This is a genomic window from Roseomonas sp. KE2513 (assembly GCF_016107305.1).
In the GTDB taxonomy this organism is placed as follows: Bacteria; Pseudomonadota; Alphaproteobacteria; order Acetobacterales; family Acetobacteraceae; genus Roseomonas.
This window is the reverse complement of record NZ_RCVR01000025.1, coordinates 20049-41061: the sequence shown is the minus strand read 5'-3', so window position 1 is coordinate 41061 and position 21013 is coordinate 20049. Positions and strand designations below refer to the sequence as shown.

At 71.7% G+C, this 21013-nt stretch carries 19 protein-coding genes; 9 read left to right on the top strand and 10 right to left on the bottom strand.

All coding sequences use genetic code 11. The features are described 5' to 3' along the window. Positions 1 to 8: 8 nt before the first annotated feature. Positions 9 to 374: a hypothetical protein gene (locus D9599_RS21260; protein WP_198383297.1), complete on the top strand. Its 366-nt coding sequence runs from the start codon at positions 9 to 11 to the stop codon at positions 372 to 374. A 69-nt stretch (positions 375 to 443) separates the two neighbouring features. After that, entirely contained in the window at positions 444 to 1793 is a 1350-nt protein-coding gene (locus D9599_RS21255; RefSeq protein WP_198383296.1) for a GDSL-type esterase/lipase family protein, read from the top strand. A 7-nt stretch (positions 1794 to 1800) separates the two neighbouring features. On the opposite strand, the gene D9599_RS21250 is transcribed toward D9599_RS21255, so the two are convergent. Together D9599_RS21250 and D9599_RS21245 are read right to left on the bottom strand one after the other, a co-directional pair. After that, positions 1801 to 2745, bottom strand: a complete 945-nt coding sequence (locus tag D9599_RS21250) for a dihydrodipicolinate synthase family protein (protein ID WP_198383295.1) — start codon at positions 2743 to 2745, stop codon at positions 1801 to 1803. Positions 2746 to 2750: 5 nt separating this feature from the next. Then, positions 2751 to 3452 (bottom strand): ribonuclease activity regulator RraA, encoded by a 702-nt coding sequence (locus tag D9599_RS21245; protein WP_043829921.1) that lies wholly within the window; start codon positions 3450 to 3452, stop codon positions 2751 to 2753. A 134-nt stretch (positions 3453 to 3586) separates the two neighbouring features. On the opposite strand from D9599_RS21245, the gene D9599_RS21240 reads away from it, so the two are divergent. Further along, positions 3587 to 3988 carry a hypothetical protein gene (locus tag D9599_RS21240; RefSeq protein ID WP_198383293.1) on the top strand — a complete coding sequence of 134 codons (402 nt, stop codon included), beginning with the start codon at positions 3587 to 3589 and terminating at the stop codon, positions 3986 to 3988. Between the two features lie 13 nt (positions 3989 to 4001). Here the strand turns inward: D9599_RS21240 and D9599_RS31495 are convergent, their stop codons facing one another. From D9599_RS31495 to D9599_RS21225, 3 genes are all read right to left on the bottom strand, one after another. Continuing rightward, the gene (locus tag D9599_RS31495; protein WP_198383292.1) at positions 4002 to 4916 is read right to left on the bottom strand and encodes a sulfite oxidase heme-binding subunit YedZ; all 915 of its coding nucleotides are present in this window, start codon (positions 4914 to 4916) and stop codon (positions 4002 to 4004) included. Next, positions 4913 to 5596, bottom strand: coding sequence for a hypothetical protein (locus D9599_RS21230; RefSeq protein WP_198383291.1), 684 nt, complete (start codon positions 5594 to 5596; stop codon positions 4913 to 4915). The genes D9599_RS31495 and D9599_RS21230 overlap by 4 nt, the downstream gene beginning before the upstream one ends. Before the next feature lie 110 nt (positions 5597 to 5706). Further along, complete coding sequence (locus D9599_RS21225; protein WP_198383290.1) at positions 5707 to 6672, bottom strand: tripartite tricarboxylate transporter substrate binding protein; 966 nt, start codon at positions 6670 to 6672, stop codon at positions 5707 to 5709. Positions 6673 to 6800: 128 nt separating this feature from the next. Here D9599_RS21225 and D9599_RS21220 point away from each other — a divergent pair, with 128 nt between their 5' ends. Both D9599_RS21220 and D9599_RS21215 read left to right on the top strand, forming a co-directional pair. Then, entirely contained in the window at positions 6801 to 7793 is a 993-nt protein-coding gene (locus tag D9599_RS21220) for a D-2-hydroxyacid dehydrogenase (RefSeq protein WP_198383289.1), read from the top strand. 123 nt (positions 7794 to 7916) lie between these two features. After that, the gene (locus D9599_RS21215; RefSeq protein ID WP_198383288.1) at positions 7917 to 8714 is read left to right on the top strand and encodes an MBL fold metallo-hydrolase; all 798 of its coding nucleotides are present in this window, start codon (positions 7917 to 7919) and stop codon (positions 8712 to 8714) included. A gap of 1 nt (position 8715) precedes the next feature. Here the strand turns inward: D9599_RS21215 and D9599_RS21210 are convergent, their stop codons facing one another. From D9599_RS21210 to tkt, 3 genes are all read right to left on the bottom strand, one after another. After that, positions 8716 to 9912, bottom strand: coding sequence for a phosphoglycerate kinase (locus D9599_RS21210; protein WP_198383287.1), 1197 nt, complete (start codon positions 9910 to 9912; stop codon positions 8716 to 8718). A gap of 60 nt (positions 9913 to 9972) precedes the next feature. After that, a complete protein-coding gene (gap, locus tag D9599_RS21205; protein WP_198383286.1) occupies positions 9973 to 11019 on the bottom strand; it encodes a type I glyceraldehyde-3-phosphate dehydrogenase in 1047 nt (348 codons plus the stop codon). A gap of 129 nt (positions 11020 to 11148) precedes the next feature. After that, positions 11149 to 13101, bottom strand: coding sequence for a transketolase (gene tkt, locus D9599_RS21200; protein ID WP_198383341.1), 1953 nt, complete (start codon positions 13099 to 13101; stop codon positions 11149 to 11151). 357 nt (positions 13102 to 13458) lie between these two features. On the opposite strand from tkt, the gene D9599_RS21195 reads away from it, so the two are divergent. After that, on the top strand, positions 13459 to 15543 hold the full coding sequence (locus D9599_RS21195) for a bifunctional diguanylate cyclase/phosphodiesterase (RefSeq protein ID WP_198383285.1): 2085 nt from the start codon (positions 13459 to 13461) through the stop codon (positions 15541 to 15543). Here the strand turns inward: D9599_RS21195 and D9599_RS21190 are convergent. After that, entirely contained in the window at positions 15540 to 16802 is a 1263-nt protein-coding gene (locus tag D9599_RS21190; protein ID WP_198383284.1) for a Zn-dependent hydrolase, read from the bottom strand. The two genes, D9599_RS21195 and D9599_RS21190, sit on opposite strands and share 4 nt — an antisense overlap. 70 nt (positions 16803 to 16872) lie before the next feature. After that, positions 16873 to 17448: a TetR family transcriptional regulator gene (locus tag D9599_RS21185; protein WP_198383283.1), complete on the bottom strand. Its 576-nt coding sequence runs from the start codon at positions 17446 to 17448 to the stop codon at positions 16873 to 16875. A gap of 125 nt (positions 17449 to 17573) precedes the next feature. On the opposite strand from D9599_RS21185, the gene D9599_RS21180 reads away from it, so the two are divergent. The 3 genes from D9599_RS21180 to D9599_RS21170 all read left to right on the top strand — a co-directional run bounded on the left by D9599_RS21180 (position 17574) and on the right by D9599_RS21170 (position 20977). Beyond that, positions 17574 to 18857: an MFS transporter gene (locus D9599_RS21180; RefSeq protein ID WP_198383282.1), complete on the top strand. Its 1284-nt coding sequence runs from the start codon at positions 17574 to 17576 to the stop codon at positions 18855 to 18857. 99 nt (positions 18858 to 18956) lie between these two features. Beyond that, positions 18957 to 19739, top strand: coding sequence for an aldolase (locus tag D9599_RS21175; protein WP_198383281.1), 783 nt, complete (start codon positions 18957 to 18959; stop codon positions 19737 to 19739). Between the two features lie 53 nt (positions 19740 to 19792). Further along, positions 19793 to 20977, top strand: a complete 1185-nt coding sequence (locus D9599_RS21170; protein ID WP_198383280.1) for a class I SAM-dependent rRNA methyltransferase — start codon at positions 19793 to 19795, stop codon at positions 20975 to 20977. Positions 20978 to 21013 lie beyond the last annotated feature (36 nt).

Below are 21013 nucleotides of genomic sequence, written 5' to 3'. Positions count from 1 at the left end.
GCCTCCGCGTGGCCGGGGGCTTCGTCCCGGACCCTGCGCGGCTCTACGAGGTAGGCCGCGACGGGCTTCCCTATACCGTCGAGCCCGAGGCGCCGGGCGCCGCCGTGGCGCTGGAGACGCGGGCCCGTCGCTGGTGGGTCGGCGCGATTCTCGCCAATGCCGCCGCCATGGGCGTCGCGGCTGGGGCGGCAATGCTGGGTTCCCGCCTGCTCGCGGCCTGGTTGGGGATTCTCCCGATCCTGACGGCACCGCTGTTGCTGGTCGCGCCGCTGCTGCGCCACTTCGTGCCCCGTCGCCTTCGCCGGTTCCACCGCCGGCGTCCGGAAGACTTCCCGCCGCCTCCGTCTCCTCCGCCGCCGGTGCTCCCGTCCTGACCGATTGCGCGTAGACCAACGCCGTGGAAGCCTCCCGGGACGGCCTCAGAGCCGCAGGGGAGGATCTCCATGAAACGTCGCAGCCTCGGCGAAGGGGCGCTTGCCGCTGCCCTCATCCAGGCCATCGGGCCCGACGCCCTCGCGCAGGGCGGTCCTTCCGCGGGTGGCTGGGCGACGGCCTGGGCGGCCTCCGTCCAGGGCCCCTATCCGGTCGGCAACCCCTCCGCCCAGCCGGACCAGCGCTTCCTCTTCCCGGAGCCTGCGGAGGGCGCGCGCGACCAAACGCTGCGGCTCGTCCTGCGTCCCTCTATCTGGGGCCAGCGCGCGCGACTGCGCTTCTCCAACGCCTTCGGCACGCGACCCCTGGTGCTGGACGGGGTCTATGCCGGGCTGCATCTCGGCGGCGCGGCGGTTGTGCCCGGCACCAACCGGCCGGTCATCTTCGGCGGCAGCCCTTCCGTCACCATCCCGCCGGGCGGACAGGCCTGGTCGGACCCGGTTGATCTCCCCTTCGCTGCCGAGCCCGCCTCGCCCCTGCTGATGGGGCGCAAGCTGGCCGTCTCCTTCCACGTGGCGGGTGCCAGCGGGCCGATGACCTGGCACGCCAAGGCCCTGCAGAACTCCTTCGGTACCGCACCCGGCGCGGGCGCCAAGGGCGCGGAGGAAGGGGAGGGGTCCTTCCCTTTCTCCACCGCGTCCTGGTTCTTCCTGGACGCGCTCGACATGGCTGCGCCCGCCGGCACGCCGGTCATTGTCTGCCTCGGCGATTCGATCACGGACGGCACGGCCTCCACCATGAACGGCGACGACCGCTGGCCCGACGTGCTCGCGCGACGGCTGGATGCCCAGCAGCCCAACAGGGTAGCTGTGGTGAATGCGGGCATCGGTGGCAACCAGGTGGTGGGACCGGCGGAGTACGGGCCGGACAAGCCTTTCCCTGGCGGACCCTCCGCCCTCTCGCGCCTGGACCGCGACGTGATCTCGCTCTCGGGCGTGACAACGGTCATCTGGCTGGAGGGAACGAACGACTTCAGCCGCAACGGCAACGCGAGCCTTGAGGCGGTGCGGGGCGGCATGCAGGAGGGCGTGCGGCGCCTCCGCGCGGGCATCCCCGGCGTGCGGGTGATTGGCGCCACCGTCACTTCCGCCCTCGGCAGCACGAGCGCGGCGCACGGGCACAAGGAGCAGGACGACAACCGCCGCGCCCTGAATGCCTTCATGCGCGACGGCAATCTGTTCGACGCCGTGGTGGATTTCGACCGGCCGACGCTCGACTCCGCTAGCGGCGGGCTGAAGCCGGAGATGGTCCCGGAATCCACGACCGGCGGGCCGGGCGACAAGCTGCACCCGAACCGCGCCGGCTACCTGGCGATGGGGTCCGCGATTGACCCCGCCGCCGTCCTGCCGGCGCGCCGCTAGGGACGACTCAGGCGGCTTTGGCGCCGCCGAGATCCGCCCGGCGGTCGAAGCGCGCAACGCGGGAGAGGAGGTAGTCCACCTCCGCCCGCGCCGTCTGCGTCAGGCCCGGCCCAGGCCGCCGCTGCGCCTCGCTCGCGAGGATGCCGCGCTGCTTCAGCACGTATTTCCGTACGGCCAGGCCCACGCCCTGCTGCTGCTCGTAGCGGATCAGCGGCAGGTGAGCGTCAAACAGGTCGTGCGCGGCGTCGCGCTCGCCGGCGGCCTGCATCCGCACCACGTCCACCAGCATGTCCGGGAAGGCGTAGCCGGTCATGGCGCCGTCCGCCCCGCGCTCGCACTCGAAGTCGAGGAAGAGGCCGCCATTGCCGCAGAGGATGGAGATCGGCTTCATCGAGCCGTCCTTCTGGAAGCCGCGCAGCGCGCTGATCTTCTCGAGACCGGGCCAGTCCTCGTGCTTGAGCATCACGCAGGAGGGATTGCCCTGCACGATCCGGCGGATCACGCCCGGCGTCATGATGACGCTGAAGGAGAGGGGGTAGTCCTGGATGACGAAGGGCACGTCCGTCCCGACCGCCTCCGCCGCCTGGGCATAGTAGCTGACGATCTGATCGTCGGTCCGCAGCGTGTTCGGCGGCGCGATCATCACGCCGGCCGCGCCCGCGTCCATGACGGCGGCCGCCAGTGACTTCATGGCCGCGAAACCGGGGGCGGAGACGCCGACGATGATCGGGATACCCGCCCGCTTGATCATGCGGGAGGCGATGGAGACGCTCTCCGCCATATCCAGCTTCGGCGCCTCGCCCATCTGGCCGAGCACGGTGATCCCGGTCGCCCCGCTCTCGACGAAGAAGTCGGTAAGGCGGTCGTTGGAGGCTTCGTCCACCCGCCCGTCATCGTGGAAGGCGGTGGGGGCGATAACGTAGACGCCCTTGGCGGTGGTCAGGTCAGTCATGGAGTTCACCCCTTCTTCCAGGCCTCGTAGCGGGCCTTGTTCTCGGCATTCGGCGGGTAGAGGCCGGGGAGCGCCGCGCCTTTCTCCACCTCGCCCATAATCCAGGTTTCCTGGCGCTCCTGCTCCACCGCGGCCTCGGTCACGGCCTCTAGCAGCGCCTGAGGGATCAGCACGGCGCCGTCCTGGTCCACCACCACCACGTCATCGGGGAACACGGCCACGCCACCGCAGCCGATCGGCTGCTGCCAGGCGACGAAGGTGAGGCCGGCGACCGAGGGCGGGGCCGCAGCGCCGCTGCACCAGACGGGAAGGCCGGTGCCGAGCACCCCTGCCACGTCCCGCACCACGCCGTCCGTGATCAGGGCGGCCACCCCCTTCTTCGCCATGCGGGCGCAGAGGATGTCACCGAAGATGCCTGCGTCCTGCACCCCCATGGCGTCCACGACGGTGATGCAGCCCTCGGTCATCGCCTCGATGGCGGCGCGGGTGGAGATGGGCGAAGCCCAGCTCTCGGGCGTCGCCAGATCCTCGCGCGCAGGGACGAAGCGGAGCGTGAAGGCGCGCCCGACCAGCCGCGGCTGGCCCTCGCGGATGGGCCGGGTCCCGCGCATCCAGACATTGCGCAGCCCCTTCTTAAGCAGGACCGTCGTCAGGGTCGCTGTGGAGACGCCTTCGAGCGCCTTCTTGATCTGGGGATCGAGGTCCAAGGGGTCTTCTCCGGAAGCGGGCCGCAGTCGGCCGGCTTCGCGCGCCCCGGCGGGCGCGTCAAGCGCGTGGCGAAAGGTTGCAGGGCGTCTGCCGGCCTTCTCCTGGGCGCTGCGGCGCACCATGTCCCGCCGGCATGACCCGTCCCTTGCTCATCGGCGGCCTCGGGGCCGCAGCCTTCCTGCTGGGGCTCACCGCGCAACCCCCAGGGGCGGCGGCCCAGGAGCGGCGGGTTTTCCAGGTAATGCCCGGCCCTCGAATCGTCACCCAGGAGATGCCCTCCCTGACCGATGCCGCGGCCATTCGCCGCTGGCTCTGCCCCAATGGCGGCACGCCCATGCGGGGCCGGCCCGGTCGCTGCGACGGCCGCGGCGTCGCGCGGGTTGGAGGAGCGGCGCCGGGCGGCACCGATCCGGACGTGGCCGGCTGGTACGCCGACCTTCCGCCGCCCTCGCGCCGCCAGGTGGCCTGCCCGGCCGGGACCGTTGCCGCAGAGGCGCGCCTCAACCCCGGCACGGTTCGCTGCATTCCCGGCTGAGCCGGGCACGCAGTCAGGCCACCGCGCGGCGCCGAAGAAGCTCGCGCGCGGCCCACCAGGCCCAGGCTGCCACGAAAGTCGCAAGGCCCGCCGCCAGCACCCAGACAGCCGGCCGGATCTCGAACTCGGTGTCGAAATTGGCCAGGAAGATCATGTCCGCCGGCAGCTTCGTCGCCAGCGCGTACCAGAGGTATTCAAGCCCGGCCGCCCCCGCGGCGGCGAGAAACGACACCGGCAAGAGCGGCCAGAGACTCATCCGCCAGCGCGCCGGCACCGCCCGCCAGAACATCACGTAAAGGAAGAAGCCGGTCATCAGCACCGGCTCCGACACGTTGATCTTGGACTGCATGTAGAAGTGCAGCAGGCCGAGCGCCGTCAGCGGATAGACGAGCTTGTGGAGCGGCTTCCACTCCCGCCCGAGGCGCCGCAGCCAGCCATCCGTCGAAGTCCAGCCGAGCACCACGAAGCCGATCAGCGCCGTGAAGCCGGTCGAGAGGTAGGGCCGCTTCACGATCTCCAGCAGCACGTGCCAGAGCCGCAGGTGCTCGTTCCCCACATAGAGTAGGAGATGGAGCACGGCGTAGCCGAGGGCCGCGATCCCGAGCATCCGGCGCACCTGCAGGATCTTCGTCTCGTCGAGGATCCAGCGCAGCGGCGTCACCGCCAACCCGATCAGCAGGAAGCGCACGCACCAGTCGCCGGTATCGTGCGTCGCCCGCGTCAGCGGCTCCGGCCCGAGATTGCGCGTCCCCCAATCCCAGGCGAGCACCAGCAGCGGCATGAAGCAGCCGAGCAGCACGGCCGCCTTGAACCAGGAGAAGCGACCGCCGCGGTCGAGCCAGGGCCAGGGGCCGGGCTTCTGCGCCGGCGGCCCCTCTCGCCGCGCGCGCCGCGGCCGGGCGGGGGAGGAGAGGGCCGCGTCGCTCACATCGGCGGGACCACGCCGTCCTTCGCGACCGTGACGCGGGCGGCGTTGAGGGTGCCGTCGGCGGCCGGCGTCGCCGAGAGGAAGACCTGCGCGCCGGGCTTGAGGTCGTCGAAGGTGGCGGGGATGAGCGTCACCACGGGCACCTCGGGTGGCACCATCACCCGGATCTGCTGGCCGCGGGCGTTCAGCGTCAGGCTGCGCCCGTCATTGCCCTGCACGGCCGAATCGACGGTGGCGTTGGTCATCGAGGAGGTGGGCGTCAGGTCCCAGGCAAAGTGTCCCTCGCCCGTGCCGCGCATGGCCTCGGGGAAGACAAGCACCTCCAGCGCGCGCCAGACACCGTCCGGCCCGGGTTCCGCCGCCGTGCCGATGAAGCTGCCGGGCGTGATGTCGGAGAGGGACATCTTCCGCAGCGCGGAGACTCCGACATTCTCCGCGAGCTTCACCGTCACCTTCGTTCCCTCGCGGGTGGTGATCGCCATGTCGCGGCCGGAGACGCTGTCGATCGTTCCGCGAAGGCGCCGCGGCGCCGCCTGTGCGCGGGCGGGCAGCCCCGGCAGGGCGCCGGCCAGGGCAAGGGCGGTGGCGGTCAGCAGCAGGTTACGCCGTGTCATCAGCTTCTCCGTTCGGGCCGCGCCGCGCCCCGGCGTCGCGAGTCGTCGTGATCGCTCGGTCAGCATCACATGGTTCCAGCCCCTCTCCGGCCGGCGGCGGGACCATGGCGATCCAGATCGGGTCGAGAGACAGAACGTCCAGTGCGACGCTACGTTGGCCCCGTCACTTCACCGCGTCACTCCACCCGGATGTTTGCGGCGGCCGCGACCTCGCGCCAGCGGGCAAGGTCCGCGCGCAGGAAGGCGTCGCCCTCGGCTGCGCTGCGCGGAGTCGGCGTCGCCCCCTCGCTTTCGAGATAGCCGGCGAGCCGCCCGCCCGAGAGTGCCTCGTTCGCCGCCGCGTTCAGCCGGTCCCGGATCTCCGGTGGCGTCCCTCGGCGGGCGAGAAGGCCCCACCAAATTCCAGCCTCGTAGTCCGGCAACCCGCTCTCCCGCGGCGTCGGCGCCTGCGGGCCGCCGGGCGGGCGGTTCTCGGCGGTCCAGCCGATCGCCTTCACGCGCCCCGAATCGATGATCCCGCGCGCCGAGGGGAGTGTGGTGAAGAGAAGCTGGATCGTCCCCGCGGCGAGGTCGGTCGTCGCCGGCCCCATGCCGCGATAAGGAACATGCTGCAGCGACAGCCCGCCCGCCTTCTGCGCGAAGAGCTCTGCCGAGAGCTGGTTGATGCTGCCCGGACCGGCCGAGCCGTAATCCACCCGACCTGGATGGGCGCGGAGATAGGTGACCAGTTCGGCGAGCGTATTCGGCGGGAAGCCCGGCGCGGCAAGCACGACCAGCGGCGCCACGGCGAGCATCGCCACCGCTTCGAAATCCACCGCCGCGTCATAGGGCGTGCGCTGCACCGCCGAGCTGGTCGAGAAGGTGGAGGAGGTGACCATCAGCGTCAGCCCGTCCGCCGGCACGCGTACCAGCTCCGCCGAGCCGATGGTGCTGCCGGCGCCAGGCCGGTTCTCGACCACGAAGGGCTGTCCGAAGCGCGCCTGAAGATGCTCCGCCAAGGGCCGCGCCACCGCGTCATTGCTGCCGCCGGGCGGGAAGGGGACGATGACGCGCACCGGCCGCGAGGGCCAGGCGGCCTGGGCACGGGCGAGGCCCGGCATAGCCAGCGCCGCCGCGACCACGGCCCTCCTGCTGATGCCCATTGCTGCCGCTCCTGCCCCGTTCGACGCGCACCATGCCGCCATCCACCGGGCCCGCGCCAGTGGCCCTCGCGCCTCCTTGTTCCCGGCCGCCACTTCCCGGCGAAAGGGGTGCGTGCGAAAGCCCGGCCATGCGCATCCATGTCCAGAACCCGCCGAACGACCCGCATTTCGAGATTACCGAGGCGCAGTGGAACGCCGCCCTCGCCCGCCACCCGGACATGGGTCCGATGGCCGTCTCCTTCGCGCGCGACGACGAGGGCTTCGCCCGCGCGATCGGGGAGGCGGAGGTGCTGCTCACCTGGACCCGCCAGCTCCGCGCCCGCTTCCCGAAGGGCGCACTCCCCGGCCTTGCGCCGCGGCTGAAGGTGATCGCCACCACCTCCGCCGGCCTCGACCCCGCCGCGCCCTTCGACTGGCTGCCGGACGAGGTCGCGCTGCTGAACAATCGCGGCGCCCACGGCGACAAGGCCGGGGAGTTCGGGATCATGGCGATCCTCATGCTCCACACCCGCATGCCCGCCTTTTTCGAGCAGCAGCGCCGGGAGGAGTGGAAGCCGATCTTCACCTCGACGTTGGAGGGGCGGCGCGTGCTGATCATCGGGCTTGGTGCGCTCGGCGGCGGGATCGCGCGGCGGGCGCGGGCCTTCGGCATGCGCGTCATCGGCGTCCGCAACGGCGCCAACCCGCACCCGGACTGCGACGAGACCCACCCGGCGGAGGCGCTGGACAGCCTGCTGCCCGGCGCGGACTTCCTCGTCCTCGCCTGCCCGCTGACCGAGCGGACGCGCAACATCCTCTCCCGCGAGCGCATCGCGCTCCTGCCGCCCGGCGCGCGGCTGGTAAACATGGCCCGCGGCCCCATCTGGGATCAGGAGGCGGTGCTGGACGCCCTTGATGCTGGACACCTTGAAGGCTGCGTAACCGACGTGACGGTGCCCGAGCCGCCGCCGCCGGGGCACCGCATCTGGAAGACGCCGGGAATGGTCGTGACGCCGCATATCTCCGCGGACGACCTCGTCCGCTACAACGACCGCACCCTCGATATCCTGATGGAGAACCTTCGGGCTCTACGGGAAGGCCGACCCCTCCCGAACCGCGTGGACCCGGCCCGGGGATACTGAGGACTGCTTCGGGGACGCCAGGGCCCGCCCAGCGGCCCGTTCGAGCCGAGACGGATCCGCCAAACTGCGCCCCGACCCCCGCGTTCCCGTCCCATGCAGGTTCATTCAATAGAATGTGGATCCATGCGCCCCTACGGGGGCGGCCTCTGGGACGCGACCACGCCAGGGCTCGGCCCAGCCCATCTGGCCTGCCGCTGCCTCCTGCTCGAGAGCGAGGCGGGGCTCGTGCTGGTGGACACCGGCTTCGGCCTGGATGACGCCGCGCAACCGGTGCCGCGCCTCAGCCGCGGGTTCTACCTGGCCGACCGGCCGCACCTGGAGGCGGACGAAACGGCGGTGAGCCGCCTACGCCGCATGGGGTTGGACCCGCGCGAGGTCCGCCACATCGTCATGACCCACCTCGACTTCGACCACGCCGGCGGCCTGACTGATTTTCCGGATGCCACCGTTCATGTCTCGGCCCGCGAGATCGAGGCCGCGCGCCGCCGCGACACCCCGCGGGAGCGCGGACGCTACCGCCCGATGCAGTTGGCCCATCCGATGCGGGGGTATGACAGGACGGGCGACCCCTGGTTCGGCCTGCCCGCGCTGCGCGGGCTGGAGGGCCTGCCGCCGTCCATCTTCCTCGTGGAACTGCCGGGCCACACAGCCGGCCATTGCGGCGTGGCGATCGACACCGGCAATGGCTGGGTGCTGCACGCCGGAGACACGATCTTCATGCACTCCGAGTTGGAGCAGCCCCCGAGGATGCCGCCCCTCGCCTCGGCCTACGCGAACTTCATGCAGGTGGACCGCACCGCCCGGCTGGAGAGCCGACGCCGGCTGATGGCCCTCGCCCGCGACCACGCGGAGGAGGTGACGATCATCTGCACCCATGATCCCCACCTGCCGGAACAGGCCGGCAGGCGGGTGATCGGCTAGATCAGTCCCCCTGGAGGGCGGCGACGCCCGGAAGGGTCTTGCCTTCCAGCCACTCGAGGAAGGCGCCGCCGGCGGAGGAAACATAGGTCATCCGTTCGGCCACGCCCGCGTGGCGCAGCGCGGAGACGGTGTCGCCGCCGCCGCCAATGGACTTCAGACCGGCGGACTGGGTGAGGCCCGCCACGCTCTCCGCCACGGCGACCGTCGCGGCGTCGAAGGGCGAGGTCTCGAAGGCGCCGAGAGGGCCGTTCCACACGAGGGTGGAGGCCTTCCGCAGCCGGTCCTCGATCGCGTCCACCGTCTCCGGCCCTACATCGAGCGCCATCATGTCCGCCGGCACGGAGTCGACGGGCACCGTACGGGTGGTGGGGTTCGCCTTGAACTCCGCGGCCACCACGAGGTCGCGCGGGAGCAGGATTTCGCAATTGGCGGCCTTCGCCTCGTCGAGGATGCGCAGCGCCGTCCCGTGCATCTCGGCTTCCTGCAGGGACTTGCCCATGGAATGGCCCTGGGCCGCGAGGAAGGTATTGGCCATGGCGCCGCCGATCACCAGCACGTCCACCTTGCGCGAGAGGTTCCCCAGCAGGTCGAGCTTCGTGGAGACCTTCGCGCCGCCGACGATGGCGACCACGGGCCGGGAGGGATTGCCGAGCGCGGCCTCGAGGGCCTTCAGCTCCGCTTCCATCAGCCGCCCGGCATAGGCGGGCAACAAGCGCGCCACGCCTTCGGTCGTGGAATGGGCGCGATGGGCGGCGGAGAAGGCGTCGTTCACATAGACATCGCCGAGCTCCGCGAACTCGGCCGAGAGCGCCGGGTCGTTCTTCTCCTCGCCGGCGTGGTAGCGCGTGTTCTCCAGCAGCAGCACGTCGCCGTCCGCCATCTTCGCCACGGCGGCCTGGGCCTCCGGGCCGACGCAGTCATCGGCGAAGGCGACGGGCCGGCCGAGCACGGAGGAGAGCGCCTCCACCAGCGGACGGAGCGACATCTCCGGCACCCGCTTGCCCTTAGGGCGGTCGAAGTGGGAGAGCACGATCACCTTCGCGCCCTTCTCCGACAGCTCCTTGATCGTGGGCGAAAGCCGCTCGATCCGCGTGCGGTCGGTGATGGCGCCGTCCCGCACCGGCACGTTCAGGTCGGCGCGCAGCAGCACGCGCTTTCCCTTGGCGTCCAACTGGTCGAGCGTGCGGAACGAGGCCATCAGCGTTTCCTTCAGGGGTGCACAAAAAGGGAAGGGGGCGTCGCCGCCCCCTTCCGGGTCTCAGAGCGAGCCGAGAAGGGCGGCGGTGTCGCTCATGCGGTTCGAGAAGCCCCACTCGTTGTCGTACCAGGACATCACGCGCACGAGCCCGCCATCGACCACCTGCGTCTGCGTCGCGTCGAAGGTGGAGGAATGGGCGTCGTGGTTGAAGTCGATGGAGACGAGCGGCGCGGTGTTGTAGCCCAGAATCCCCTTCAGCGGACCGCTCTCGGAGGCCGCCTTCATCACCGCGTTGATCGCGTCCTTCGTCAGCCCCTCGGTCTTGGCCGGCACGAAGTCCAGGCTGACGAGGGAAACGTTCGGCGTCGGGATGCGGATGGCGGTGCCGTCCAGCTTGCCCTTCAGCTCCGGCATCACGAGGCCGACGGCCTTGGCCGCACCGGTCGAGGTCGGGATGGCCGAGACGGCGGCGGCGCGGGCGCGGTGCAGGTCCTTGTGCAGCGTGTCCACCGTGTTCTGGTCACCCGTATAGGCGTGAATGGTGACCATATAGCCGCGCAGGATGCCGAAGTTGTCGTGCAGCACCTTGGCAATCGGCGCCAGGCAGTTGGTGGTGCAGGAGGCGTTGGAGACGATCTTGTGGTGCGGCTTCAGAACCTGGTGGTTCACGCCATAGACGATGGTCGCCTGCGCGCTCTCGTCGGCCAGCTCCTCGCCCCAGGTCACGGGGGCGGAGACGAGCACCTTGCGAACACCGGCCTGGAGCAGCTTCGCGGCGTCGGGGGACTTGGTGAAGATGCCCGTGCACTCGGCGCCGACATCCACGCCCTGCCAGGGCAGCTTCGTCGGGTCGCGCTCGGCCGTCACCTTGATCGGCTTGTGGGTGCGGCCGGCGGCGGTGATCACCAGGCTGTCGCCCTCGACCCGAACCTCGCCGGGGAAGCGGCCGTGCACGCTGTCGTAGCGGAAGAGGTGCGCGTTCGCCTCGATGGAGCCGAGGTCGTTGATGTGCGTGAACTCGACGTCGTCCCGCCCGCTCTCCATCGCCGCGCGCAGAACCAGGCGGCCGATGCGCCCGAAGCCGTTGATCGCAACCTTGACCGCCATGCTTTCTCTTCCTTCTCTCTTACCCAATTGAGCCAGCCGTCCCGCGCGTCGCCGCAACGGGGGGCCAACCGAAGCGCGGTCTTCCCGGACGGGTGGCGTGGCCGCCAGTCCCTTCCGGAAAGCGCCGCCTCATGCGCCCGGCAGGCGCCGCCTGACCGCGGCCACCACGGCCTCGGCCGTAATGCCGAAATGCTTGAAGAGGTCATCCGCCGGCGCGCTGGCGCCGAAGCCCGCCATGCCCACGAAGATGCCGTCCGAACCGAGCCAGCGGGACCAGCCAAACTCCAGCGCCGCCTCGATGCCGACGCGCAGCCCCGAGCCGAGCACCGCCTCCTGCCAGGAGGGGTCCTGCAGCTCGAACAGCTTCCAGCAAGGGAGGGACACCACCGCGGTAGGGATGCCCTCCGCCTCCAGCGTCTCGCGTGCCGCCATGGCCAGCATCACCTCGGAGCCGGTGGCGATCAGCGTTGCCATCCGTTCGCCGCTTGCCTCCGCCAGGACGTAGCCGCCGCGCGCACTGCGGTTCTCGCCGACATCGGTGCGCAGCGTCGGCAGGTTCTGGCGGGAAAGGGCGAGCACGCTCGGCCCGTCGGCGCGCTTCAGCGCCAACTCCCAGGCCTCCGCCGTCTCGATCACGTCCGCCGGGCGGAACACGTAGAGGTTCGGGATCGCCCGCAGCGCTGCCAGGTGCTCCACCGGCTGGTGCGTCGGCCCATCCTCGCCGAGGCCGATGCTGTCATGCGTCAGCACATGCACCACCCGCTGGCGCATCAGCGCCGCGAGACGGATGGAGGGACGCATGTAGTCGCTGAAGACGAGGAAGGTGCCGGAATAGGGGATAACCCCCCCGTGCAGCGCCATCCCGTTCATCGCGGCGGCCATGCCGTGCTCGCGGATGCCCCAGTGGACGTAGCGCCCGCCAAAGTTCTCGGGGCTCAGGGCGGGAATGCCCTTCACGTTAGTATTGTTCGAGCCCGTCAGGTCGGCCGAGCCGCCGATCATCTCGGGCAGGGCCGGCACCAACGCCTCGAGCGCGCGCTGGGAGGAGATGCGCGTCGCGATCTTCGGCTTCTCCGCCGCCGCCTTCGCTTTCCACTCGCCCAGCGGCGCGTCCCAGCGCTCCGGCAGGCGCCCGGCCATGGCGCGCTCGAACTCGGCGCGGCTGGGGTGCTTCGCCAGCCGCTTGAGCCAGGAGCGGCGGGTTCCCCCGCTCCGGCGGCCGGCAGCCTCCCAGGATTCACGAATCTCCGCCGGCACCTCGAAGGGCGCGCTCTCCCAGCCGAGTGCCGCCTTGGCGGCCGCCCCTTCCTCGGGCCCCAGCGGCGCGCCGTGGCTGCCCGCCGTGCCCGCCTTCTTCGGCGCGGAGAAGCCGATGATCGTGCGGCAGGCGATCAGCGTCGGCTTGCGGGACTTCGTCGCCGCGGCCATCGCCGAGGCCAGGGCATCGTGGTCGTGCCCGTCGACGCGGCGCACCGCCCAGCCATAGGCGCGGAACCGCGCCAGCGTGTCCTCCGACACAGAGATCGACGTGTCGCCGTCGATGGAGATGTGGTTGTCGTCCCACAGCACCGTCAGCTTGCCGAGCTGGAAATGCCCGGCCAGCGAGGCCGCCTCGTGGGAGATGCCCTCCTGCAGGTCGCCGTCGCCCGCGATCACCCAGGTGCGGTGGTCCACGAGGCTCTTGCCGAAGCGCGCCGCGAGGTGGCGCTCGGCCATTGCCATGCCGACGGCGGTGGCGATGCCCTGGCCAAGCGGCCCGGTGGTCGTCTCGATCGCCGGGTGCTCACCGAATTCCGGGTGCCCGGCGGCGGGGGAGTGGAGCTGGCGGAAGCGCCGCAGCTCCTCCGTGCCCATCCCGGCGTGGCCGGTCAGGTGCAGCCAGGCATAGAGGAGCATCGATCCGTGGCCGGCGCTGAGCACAAAGCGGTCGCGGTCGGGCCAGCGGGGATCGGCGGCGTCGTATTTCAGGAACCGGCTGAACAGGACCGTCGCCGCGTCCGCCATGCCCATGGGCATGCCGGGATGGCCGGACTTCGCGGCCTCGACGCCGTCGATCGCGAGCGCACGGATCGCGTCCGCCATGCGCCGGGCCGGCGTCACCGGCCGGGCGAGGATCGCGTCCTGCGCGACAAGCGCCGGGCTTCGCTCTGGGGTTGCGGGCTGACGATCTGGTTCGGAGGTGGCCAAGAAGGGTGTCTCCCGCAGCACAGGCGGCGCGGCCCTGAGCCGGTTCCGCACATCCCCGGTGCGCCGCGGCCGCTATAGAGGCCCGCCGGCCGGATGCCAACCCTGCCGGTCGTCCCACGCAACGAGACATACTGCTGGAATTGCTGGGTCGTCGTTGCGCTTTCCGCCGGATACCGCCAACGTTACGCCGGCCGCCTCCGGGCGGGCGACGGGGCCGCAAGGGGCGTCACCGGAGGGGATGGAAGCCGAGCCTTGACGCGCTCCGACGAGGCCACACTGCGCGTTTACCGGCGCCTTGCTCTGCTGGCTGCCGCCATCGTCCTCTCGGCCGCCGCGGCGGCACTGGCGGCCGCGCTGCTGTTGCCCGCGGAATCGGCCTTACCGGCCCTCGCGGCCCTGCCGTCGGCCCTCGCGGCCTTCCTTCTCGCGCTGGGCCTCCTGGCCTGGCCCGCACTACGCCGCGCGGTCCTGCTGCGCGAGGCGATCGAGCGCGCGCCGGTCCGCTACGCCCTCCTCCGCCCGGACGGCGCCCTGCTGGACCGCGGCGCGGCCCATGACCTGCCGGACGCCGGGGTAGCCCCGGGCGAAGGCGCGGATCGCGACTACGATCTTTCCCTGTCCGATGGTCGCACCCTGCGGGTGAGCGAGCGGCGCCTTGCCGGCGGCGAGGTCGCGCGCCTGGCCTTCGATGTCACCACCGCCCGCGCCGCCGAGCGCCGCGCCCGCGTCATCGAGGAGAACGTGCCCGCTGCCATCTGGCGCCTCGATGCGGAGGGCCGCACGCTCTCGGCCAATGCGCGGCTGCTGGAGCTTTTCGGGGGAACGGCGCCCGGCACCCTCGGCGATGCCGGGCTCCACCCCTGCGGCGCTGCCGGTGGCGGGCCCTTCGGCTTCGCCGCCGGCCAGGAAGTGGAGGCGCTGCTGCCGCCCACGGGAACCCTGCCCGAGCGCCGCATCATCGTCGTCTCCTCCCCCTGGATGGATGACGAGGGCGGCGCGCGGGGGGCGGTCCTCATGCTGCAGGACATCACCCGGCGCCACCTCGCCGAGGCGCGAGCGGTGCACCTCTCGCTCCACGACCCGCTCACCGGGCTGCCCAACCGCACGCGCTTCCGCCAGGCGCTGACCGAAATGGCCGGCGAGAGCTCCGACGGCGCGCTGATCCTCGCCGAACTCTGCGAGTTCGGCGCGGTGAACGAGTCGCTCGGACTCCTCGCCGGCGACGCGATGCTGCGCGAGGCCGGGGAGCGGCTGCGGTCGGTGATCCGTCCCTCGGACATCGCCTTTCGCCTTGGCGGAGGCGAGTTCGCGGTCATCGCGCGCTGCCTGCGCGACGGCGTTGCCGCCCATGCCATCGCGGAGCGGATCGGCAGCGCCTTCGCCCGCCCGCTCGATCTCGGCGGCGGGGCGGCGCCGCTGCGGACGAGTATCGGCTTGGCGCGGATGCCGGAGGACGCGGCGGACGCAGGCTCGCTGCACCGCGCGGCGGCCCTTGCGCTCGCCGGGTCGCGGCGCGCGGGCGGGCCGGCGATCTGCACCTACGACGCCGCACTCGGCGAGAGCTTCGCGCGGCGGCGCGCGCTGCGGGAGGGCCTGCGGGCCGCGACCGCCAAGGGCGCCTTCCAGCTTGCCTGGCAGCCCCAGGTGGATGGGCGGACCGGCGCCCTCCGCGGCGCCGAGGCGCTGCTCCGCTGGCCGGGAAGTCCTAGCGGCCCCGTCGGTCCCGGGGAGTTCCTCCCCGTGGCCGAGGCAATGGGCCTGATGCCCGCGATCGATGCCTGGGTGTTAGAGGAGGCGCTGCGCCAGAAAGCGGCCTGGATGGCCGCCGGCTCAGGACCTGCGGTGGTGGGCGTCAACATCTCCCCCTCCACCCTGCGCGACCCCGGCTTCCCGGCCCGCGTATCCGCTAGCCTCGCGCGATACGGCGTCGACGCCCGCTGGCTGGAGGTGGAGATCCCGGAGGTGGTCGCCGCGAGCGACATCGACAGCATCGCTCCCGTTCTCCACCAACTCATCGCCTATGGCGTGCGCCTCTCGCTCGATGATTTCGGCGGCGGCAGCTCGGCGCTGGCCCATCTCCTCCGCCTGCCGGTGGACCAGGTGAAGCTCGACCGCTCGATCGTGGCCGGCCTGCCCGCGGGCGCGCGGGAGCGGGCGACGCTGCGCGCGGTCGCGGCGCTCGCGAAGGGCATGGAGATCCCCCTTCTCGCCGAGGGAGTGGAAACGGAGGCGCAGCGGGAAGCCCTTCTCTCGGAGGGCTGCTTCGTCATGCAGGGCTGGCTCTTCGGCCGCGCGGTGCTAGCCGGCGAACTGCCGGCCTATCCGGCCGCGCCTTAGAGCGGTCGGTTCGCGCGGGCGATCACCGCCTCCAGCAGCACCTGGCAGCCGTCCGCCGCCTCCTCTGGGAGAATGCTCTCCGCCTCGTTGTGGGAGAGGCCGTCCTTGCAAGGGGTGAAGATCATCGCAGCGGGGATGCGGCGCGCGACATAGATCGCGTCGTGCCCAGCGCCCGAGATGATCTCGCGCGCGGGAAGCCCTAGCCGCGCCGCCGCCGCCCGCACGAGGCCGACGCAATCGGGGTCGAAGGGTTGGGCGGGAATGCGGAACAGCTCGCGCAGCTCGAGGGCGAGACCTAGCTCCTCCGCGATGGCCGCCGCGCGCGCGGGGAAGTCGGTCGCTAGAGCCTCGATCTCCTCGCCCAAGGGATGGCGGAACTCAACGGAGAAGCGGACCTCGCCGGGGATGACGTTGCAGGAATTTGGGAAGACCTGCATCCGCCCGACCGTGCCGCGCCCTTCCTCGCCCCGCGTCCGCATGAGGCTGTCCACGAGCGAGATGATGCGGGCCGCGCCCAGCAGCGCGTCCCGGCGCGCGGAGGGCGGGGTGGTGCCGGCATGGGAGTCCTGGCCGGTGATCACCGCCTCGTACCAGACCTGCGCCTGCCCGCCGGTGACGATGCCGATCCGCATGCCCTCCCGCTCCAGGATCGGGCCCTGCTCGATATGCAGCTCGAAGTAGGAGTCGGCGGGGAAGGGGGCCGCGGGCTCCTCGCCCCGGTAGCCGATCCCCTCCAGCGCCTCGATCACCGAGACCCCCTCGGTGTCGCGCAGCGCGTAGGTCGCGGCTTGGTCATAGACACCGGCCCAGACGCCGCTGCCCATGAGGGAGTGGCCGAAGCGGCTGCCCTCCTCGTCCGTCCAGTTCACGAGCTCCAGCGGCGCCTCGGTCTCGATGTTGAGGTCCTGCAGCGTCCGCATGACCTCGAGCCCCGCGATGACGCCGAGGACGCCGTCGAACTTCCCGCCCGTGGGCTGGCTGTCGAGATGGCTGCCGAAGAGCACGGGCGGGCGCGATGGGTCGCGGCCGGGGCGGCGGGCGAACATGTTGCCCATGCTGTCCACCCGCACCGTCAGCCCCGCCTCCTCGCACCAGCCGGCGAAGCGCTTCCGTCCCTCCCGGTCCACCTCCGTGAGCGTGAGGCGCTTCACGCCACCCTTGGGCGTCGCGCCGACCTCCGCCATCGCCATAAGGCTGTTCCAGAGCCGCGCCGGGTCGATGCGCCAATTGCTTCCAGGGCTGGTGCCGGTGGCGGGCATAGGGTGGGACCTTTCGCGGTTCGGGCCGCCGTGATGCGGCGCTCGCGCCGATGGGGCAAGGGGAGGGACCTCAGCCCGTCAGCTCGGCCCGGACCGCCGCCAGGATCTCTTCCGAGAGCGGGTCCTCGCCCACTGCCCGGGCGATCGAGACGGCGCCGACCATGGCCGCGAGCGCCAGCAGCGCGCGCTCACGCCGCCGGCGCCGCACCGCGGCCGGCAGCAGCCGCTCCAGCACCCCGGCCAGGCCGCGAATTCCCGTGGCATAGGCATGCCGGACACTGCCGCCCGGCACGTCGCGCGCCGCCTCGGCCAGGAAGGTCGGCCCGGCGCAGCCGTTTCCCGGCGAGTCGCGATGGGCGGCGGCAAGGTAGCTGCCGAGCAGCCGGACAAAGCCCTCGCCCGCCGGATCGGCCGCGAAGGATTCCCACCGGGCGCAGGCGCGGCCAAAGGCCTGCCCGCAGGCCTCGGCCGCCAGTGCCTCCTTCGATTCGAAATGGCCGTAGAAGCCGCCATGGGTGAGGCCGGCCGCCGCCATCACTTCCGCCACGCTCACGGCCTCCACGCCCCGCTCGCGGAAGAGCCGCGCGGCGACCTCGAGCACGGCCTGCCGCCTCTCGGCCACCTCCGCCCGCGTGGATCGCGCCATGGCTCGTCTCCTTCCGGTCCGCAAAATCTCTCTTGCTGTTTATCATGACGGGCGTCATGGTCATAGATGACAATCATCATGGAAAGCGTGACCATGCCCGCCCTTTTCACAAGCCAGGCCGCGTGATGCTCGCCCAGGCCCTCAATGCCCGGCTCGCCCGGCGCGGCATCCACTACGGCTGGGTGATGGTCGCGCTCACCTTCCTTGTCTCCCTCTCCTCCGCGGGGGCGATGGGCATCCTCGGCGCGCTGCTGCTGCCTCTCCAACGCGAGACGGGGTGGGAGACGGCCACCATCTCCGGCGCGCTCGCGCTGCGCCTTCTCCTCTTCGGCCTGATGGCGCCCTTCGCCGCGGCCATCCTTGCCCGCTACGGACTGGCGCGCACCATCGCCGCGGCCCTGGCGCTCGTCGTCCTCGGGTGCCTTCTCTCGATGGGCATGACGCAGGCCTGGCAGCTCTGGCTCTTCTGGGGCGTGATGACCGGGCTGGGCACGGGTATGACGGCCCTCGTCCTCGGCGCCACCGTCGCCAACCGCTGGTTCGTGCAGCGGCGGGGTCTGGTGCTGGGGATGCTGACGGCGGCCAACGCCACCGGCCAGCTCGCCTTCCTCCCGCTCGCGGCCTGGCTGGCGACGAACCAGGGCTGGCGCGTCGCCATGGCCCCGGGGCTGACCGTCTGCGCGGTCGCGGCCGTCCTCGCGCTGCTGCTCATGCGCGACCGGCCCTCCGACCTCGGCCTCACGGCCTATGGCGAGGCGCCGGGCACCGCGCCTGCCCCAGCCGCGGCCGGAAACCCGATCCGCAACGCTCTCGGCGCCCTCGGCGGCGCCTCGCGCGAGCCGATTTTCTGGATCCTCTTCGCCAGCTTCGCGATCTGCGGCATTTCGACGGCCGGGATCATCCAGACCCACTTCATCCCGCTCTGCGCGGATTTCGGCATGGCGGAGGTGGAGGCCGCCTCGGTGCTCGCGATGATGGGCGCCTTCGACTTCGTGGGCACGATCGCCTCCGGCTGGCTCTCGGACCGCTACGACAACCGAAAGCTCCTCTTCTGGTACTACGGGCTGCGCGGCCTCTCGCTGCTCTTCCTGCCGATGAGCACCTTCTCGCTCTACGGGCTCTCGATCTTCGCGGTCTTCTACGGCCTCGACTGGATCGCGACGGTGCCGCCGACCGTGAAGCTGGCCGGTCAGGCCTTCGGGCGGGAGCGGGCGCCGATGGTCTTCGGCTGGATCTTCACCGGCCACCAGCTCGGCGCCGCCGCCGCGGCGCTCGGCGCCGGTCTCAGCCGGGACGCCTTCGCCACCTATCTGCCGGCCTTTTACATCGCGGGCGCCGCCTGCCTCGTCGCGGCCCTGCTGGTGCTCGGCGCGCGGCCCAGGCCGGCGGTGAAGCCCGCCGCGGCCTGAATCGCGGAGGGGCCGCGGGGCGATGCCTTGCGGTCCCGCCCGGCGGGCGCGACCCTGGGCGCCCTGGCGGCGGCGCGCCGCCCCTTCCGGAACCCAGCCATGGCGCAAGCGCACCCCTACGCTCCCCCGATCCTCCGCAACAGCGACCTCGACGGGCCGGAGGTGCGCGCCGCGCGGGTGGACCTCGCGGCCTGCTTCCGCATGGCCGCCCGGCTCGGCCTGCAGGAGGGGATCTGCAACCACCTCTCGGTACTGGTGCCCGGCCGCTCCGACCTTATGCTGGTGAACCCCTATGGCTGGTCCTTCGCGGAGATCACCGCTTCCCGCCTGCTGGTCTGCGACTTCGAGGGCAATGTCCTGGCCGGGCAGGGCGTGCCGGAATCGACGGCCTTCCACATCCACGCCCGCCTGCACCTGCGCCACCCGCGCGCCGTCGCCGCCTTCCACACCCACATGCCCAACGCGACCGCGCTCTCCATGCTGGAGGGGCCGCCCCTCGTCTGGGCCGGGCAGACGGCGCTTAAGTTCTACGGCCGCACGGCGGTGGACGAGGACTATAACGGCCTCGCGCTCGACAATGCCGAGGGGGACCGCATCGCGGCCGTCATGGAGGGCGCGGACATCGCCTTCCTCAAGAACCACGGCGTCATGGTCGTCGGCCCCTCCATCGCCGAGGCCTGGGACGACCTCTACTACCTCGAGCGCGCCGCGGAGGCGCAGCGCCTGGCCCTCTCCACCGGCCGCGCCCTCAAACCCGTGCCGCGCGAGGTGGCCGAGCGGACCTATGCCCAGATGCGCGAGGGTGGCGACGAGAGCGCGCGGCTCCACCTGGAGAGCATCAAGCGCATCCTCCGCCGCGAGGAACCCGACTACCTGGACTGACGTGGCGGCACGGGGGCCGTGCGCGCGGCGCCGATCCGGCCTATGCCCCCGCCATGTCCGACCTGCCCCTGATCCGCCTCCTTCCCGGCCGCGACCGCCGCGCCAAGGGCGGCCACCCCTGGATCTTCTCGAACGAGGTGGCGATGACGCCCGCCACCCGCGCCATCCCGCCCGGCAGCACTGTCCGGGTGGAGGCCGACGACGGCGCCCGTCTCGGCGTGCACCATTTCAACCCGCATTCCCTGATCGCCGCCCGCCGCCTCTCGCCCGACCCGGCGGCAATGGTGGACGATGCCTTCTGGACCGAGCGCCTCGCCGGGGCCCTCGCCCTGCGCGAGCGCCTTTTCACCACGCCGCACTATCGGCTCGTCCATGCCGAAGCGGACGGCATGCCCGGCCTCATCCTCGACCGCTACGGCGACCTTGTGGCGCTCCAGGCGAATACCGCAGGGATGGAGGAGGCCACGCCCGCCATCCTGCGCGCCCTGGACGCGCTGATCGCCCCCCGCGCCGTGGTGGCGCGGAACGAAGCCGGGGTCCGCGCCCTTGAAGGCCTACCCGAGGTCACGCAGCTGCTTCGCGGCACCGATGCGACGGGCACGGTGGAGGAAGGCAGCGTCACCTTCTCGGTCGATCCGCTCGGCGGGCAGAAGACCGGATGGTTCTTCGACCAACGGGAGAACCGCGCCCGCGTCGCGCGCCTCGCGCGCGGGGAGGCCGTGCTCGACGCCTTCTGCCACACGGGCGGCTTCGGCTTGCAGGCCGCGGCCGCCGGCGCCGCGCGCGTGACCCTGCTCGACCGCTCCGAGCACGCCCTGGCCACCGCCATGGAGACCGCCCGCCGCAACGGCCTCGCCGAGCGCGTGGAGGCCGTGCGCGGGGAGGCGATGGACACGCTGGAGCGGATGGGTCGCGAAGGCGCCCGATTCGGCGTGGTGGTGGTCGATCCCCCGGCCTTCGCGAAAAGCCGCAAGGACATCCCGGCGGCCATCCGCGCTTATAACCGGCTGGCGCGCCTCGCCGCCGCGCTGGTGGCACCGGGCGGCTTCCTCTTCATCGCTTCCTGCAGCCACCACGTGCCCAGCGGGGAGTTTGCCGACACCGTCCTCGCGGGGCTGCACCGTGCGCGGCGGGACTCACGTATCCTGGCGCTGACGGGGGCGGGGCCGGACCACCCCCTGCATCCGATGCTGCCTGAAAGTGCCTATCTTAAGGCACTGACTTTGCAGCTTTCCTAGCGGAAGACTGACGGCTTCTGGGCTGCTCGTGCCGGG

Excerpts from the sequence above, each read along its gene's own strand:
- D9599_RS21255 (WP_198383296.1), top strand. The coding sequence starts at position 444 with ATGAAACGTCGCAGCCTCGGCGAAGGGGCGCTTGCCGCTGCCCTCATC.
- D9599_RS21250 (WP_198383295.1), bottom strand. The coding sequence starts at position 2,745 with ATGACTGACCTGACCACCGCCAAGGGCGTCTACGTTATCGCCCCCACC.
- D9599_RS21240 (WP_198383293.1), top strand. The coding sequence starts at position 3,587 with ATGACCCGTCCCTTGCTCATCGGCGGCCTCGGGGCCGCAGCCTTCCTG.
- D9599_RS21230 (WP_198383291.1), bottom strand. The coding sequence starts at position 5,596 with ATGCTGACCGAGCGATCACGACGACTCGCGACGCCGGGGCGCGGCGCG.
- D9599_RS21225 (WP_198383290.1), bottom strand. The coding sequence starts at position 6,672 with ATGGGCATCAGCAGGAGGGCCGTGGTCGCGGCGGCGCTGGCTATGCCG.
- D9599_RS21220 (WP_198383289.1), top strand. The coding sequence starts at position 6,801 with ATGCGCATCCATGTCCAGAACCCGCCGAACGACCCGCATTTCGAGATT.
- D9599_RS21215 (WP_198383288.1), top strand. The coding sequence starts at position 7,917 with ATGCGCCCCTACGGGGGCGGCCTCTGGGACGCGACCACGCCAGGGCTC.
- D9599_RS21210 (WP_198383287.1), bottom strand. The coding sequence starts at position 9,912 with ATGGCCTCGTTCCGCACGCTCGACCAGTTGGACGCCAAGGGAAAGCGC.
- gap (WP_198383286.1), bottom strand. The coding sequence starts at position 11,019 with ATGGCGGTCAAGGTTGCGATCAACGGCTTCGGGCGCATCGGCCGCCTG.
- tkt (WP_198383341.1), bottom strand. The coding sequence starts at position 13,101 with ATGGCGGACGCGATCCGTGCGCTCGCGATCGACGGCGTCGAGGCCGCG.
- D9599_RS21190 (WP_198383284.1), bottom strand. The coding sequence starts at position 16,802 with ATGCCCGCCACCGGCACCAGCCCTGGAAGCAATTGGCGCATCGACCCG.
- D9599_RS21185 (WP_198383283.1), bottom strand. The coding sequence starts at position 17,448 with ATGGCGCGATCCACGCGGGCGGAGGTGGCCGAGAGGCGGCAGGCCGTG.
- D9599_RS21180 (WP_198383282.1), top strand. The coding sequence starts at position 17,574 with ATGCTCGCCCAGGCCCTCAATGCCCGGCTCGCCCGGCGCGGCATCCAC.
- D9599_RS21175 (WP_198383281.1), top strand. The coding sequence starts at position 18,957 with ATGGCGCAAGCGCACCCCTACGCTCCCCCGATCCTCCGCAACAGCGAC.
- D9599_RS21170 (WP_198383280.1), top strand. The coding sequence starts at position 19,793 with ATGTCCGACCTGCCCCTGATCCGCCTCCTTCCCGGCCGCGACCGCCGC.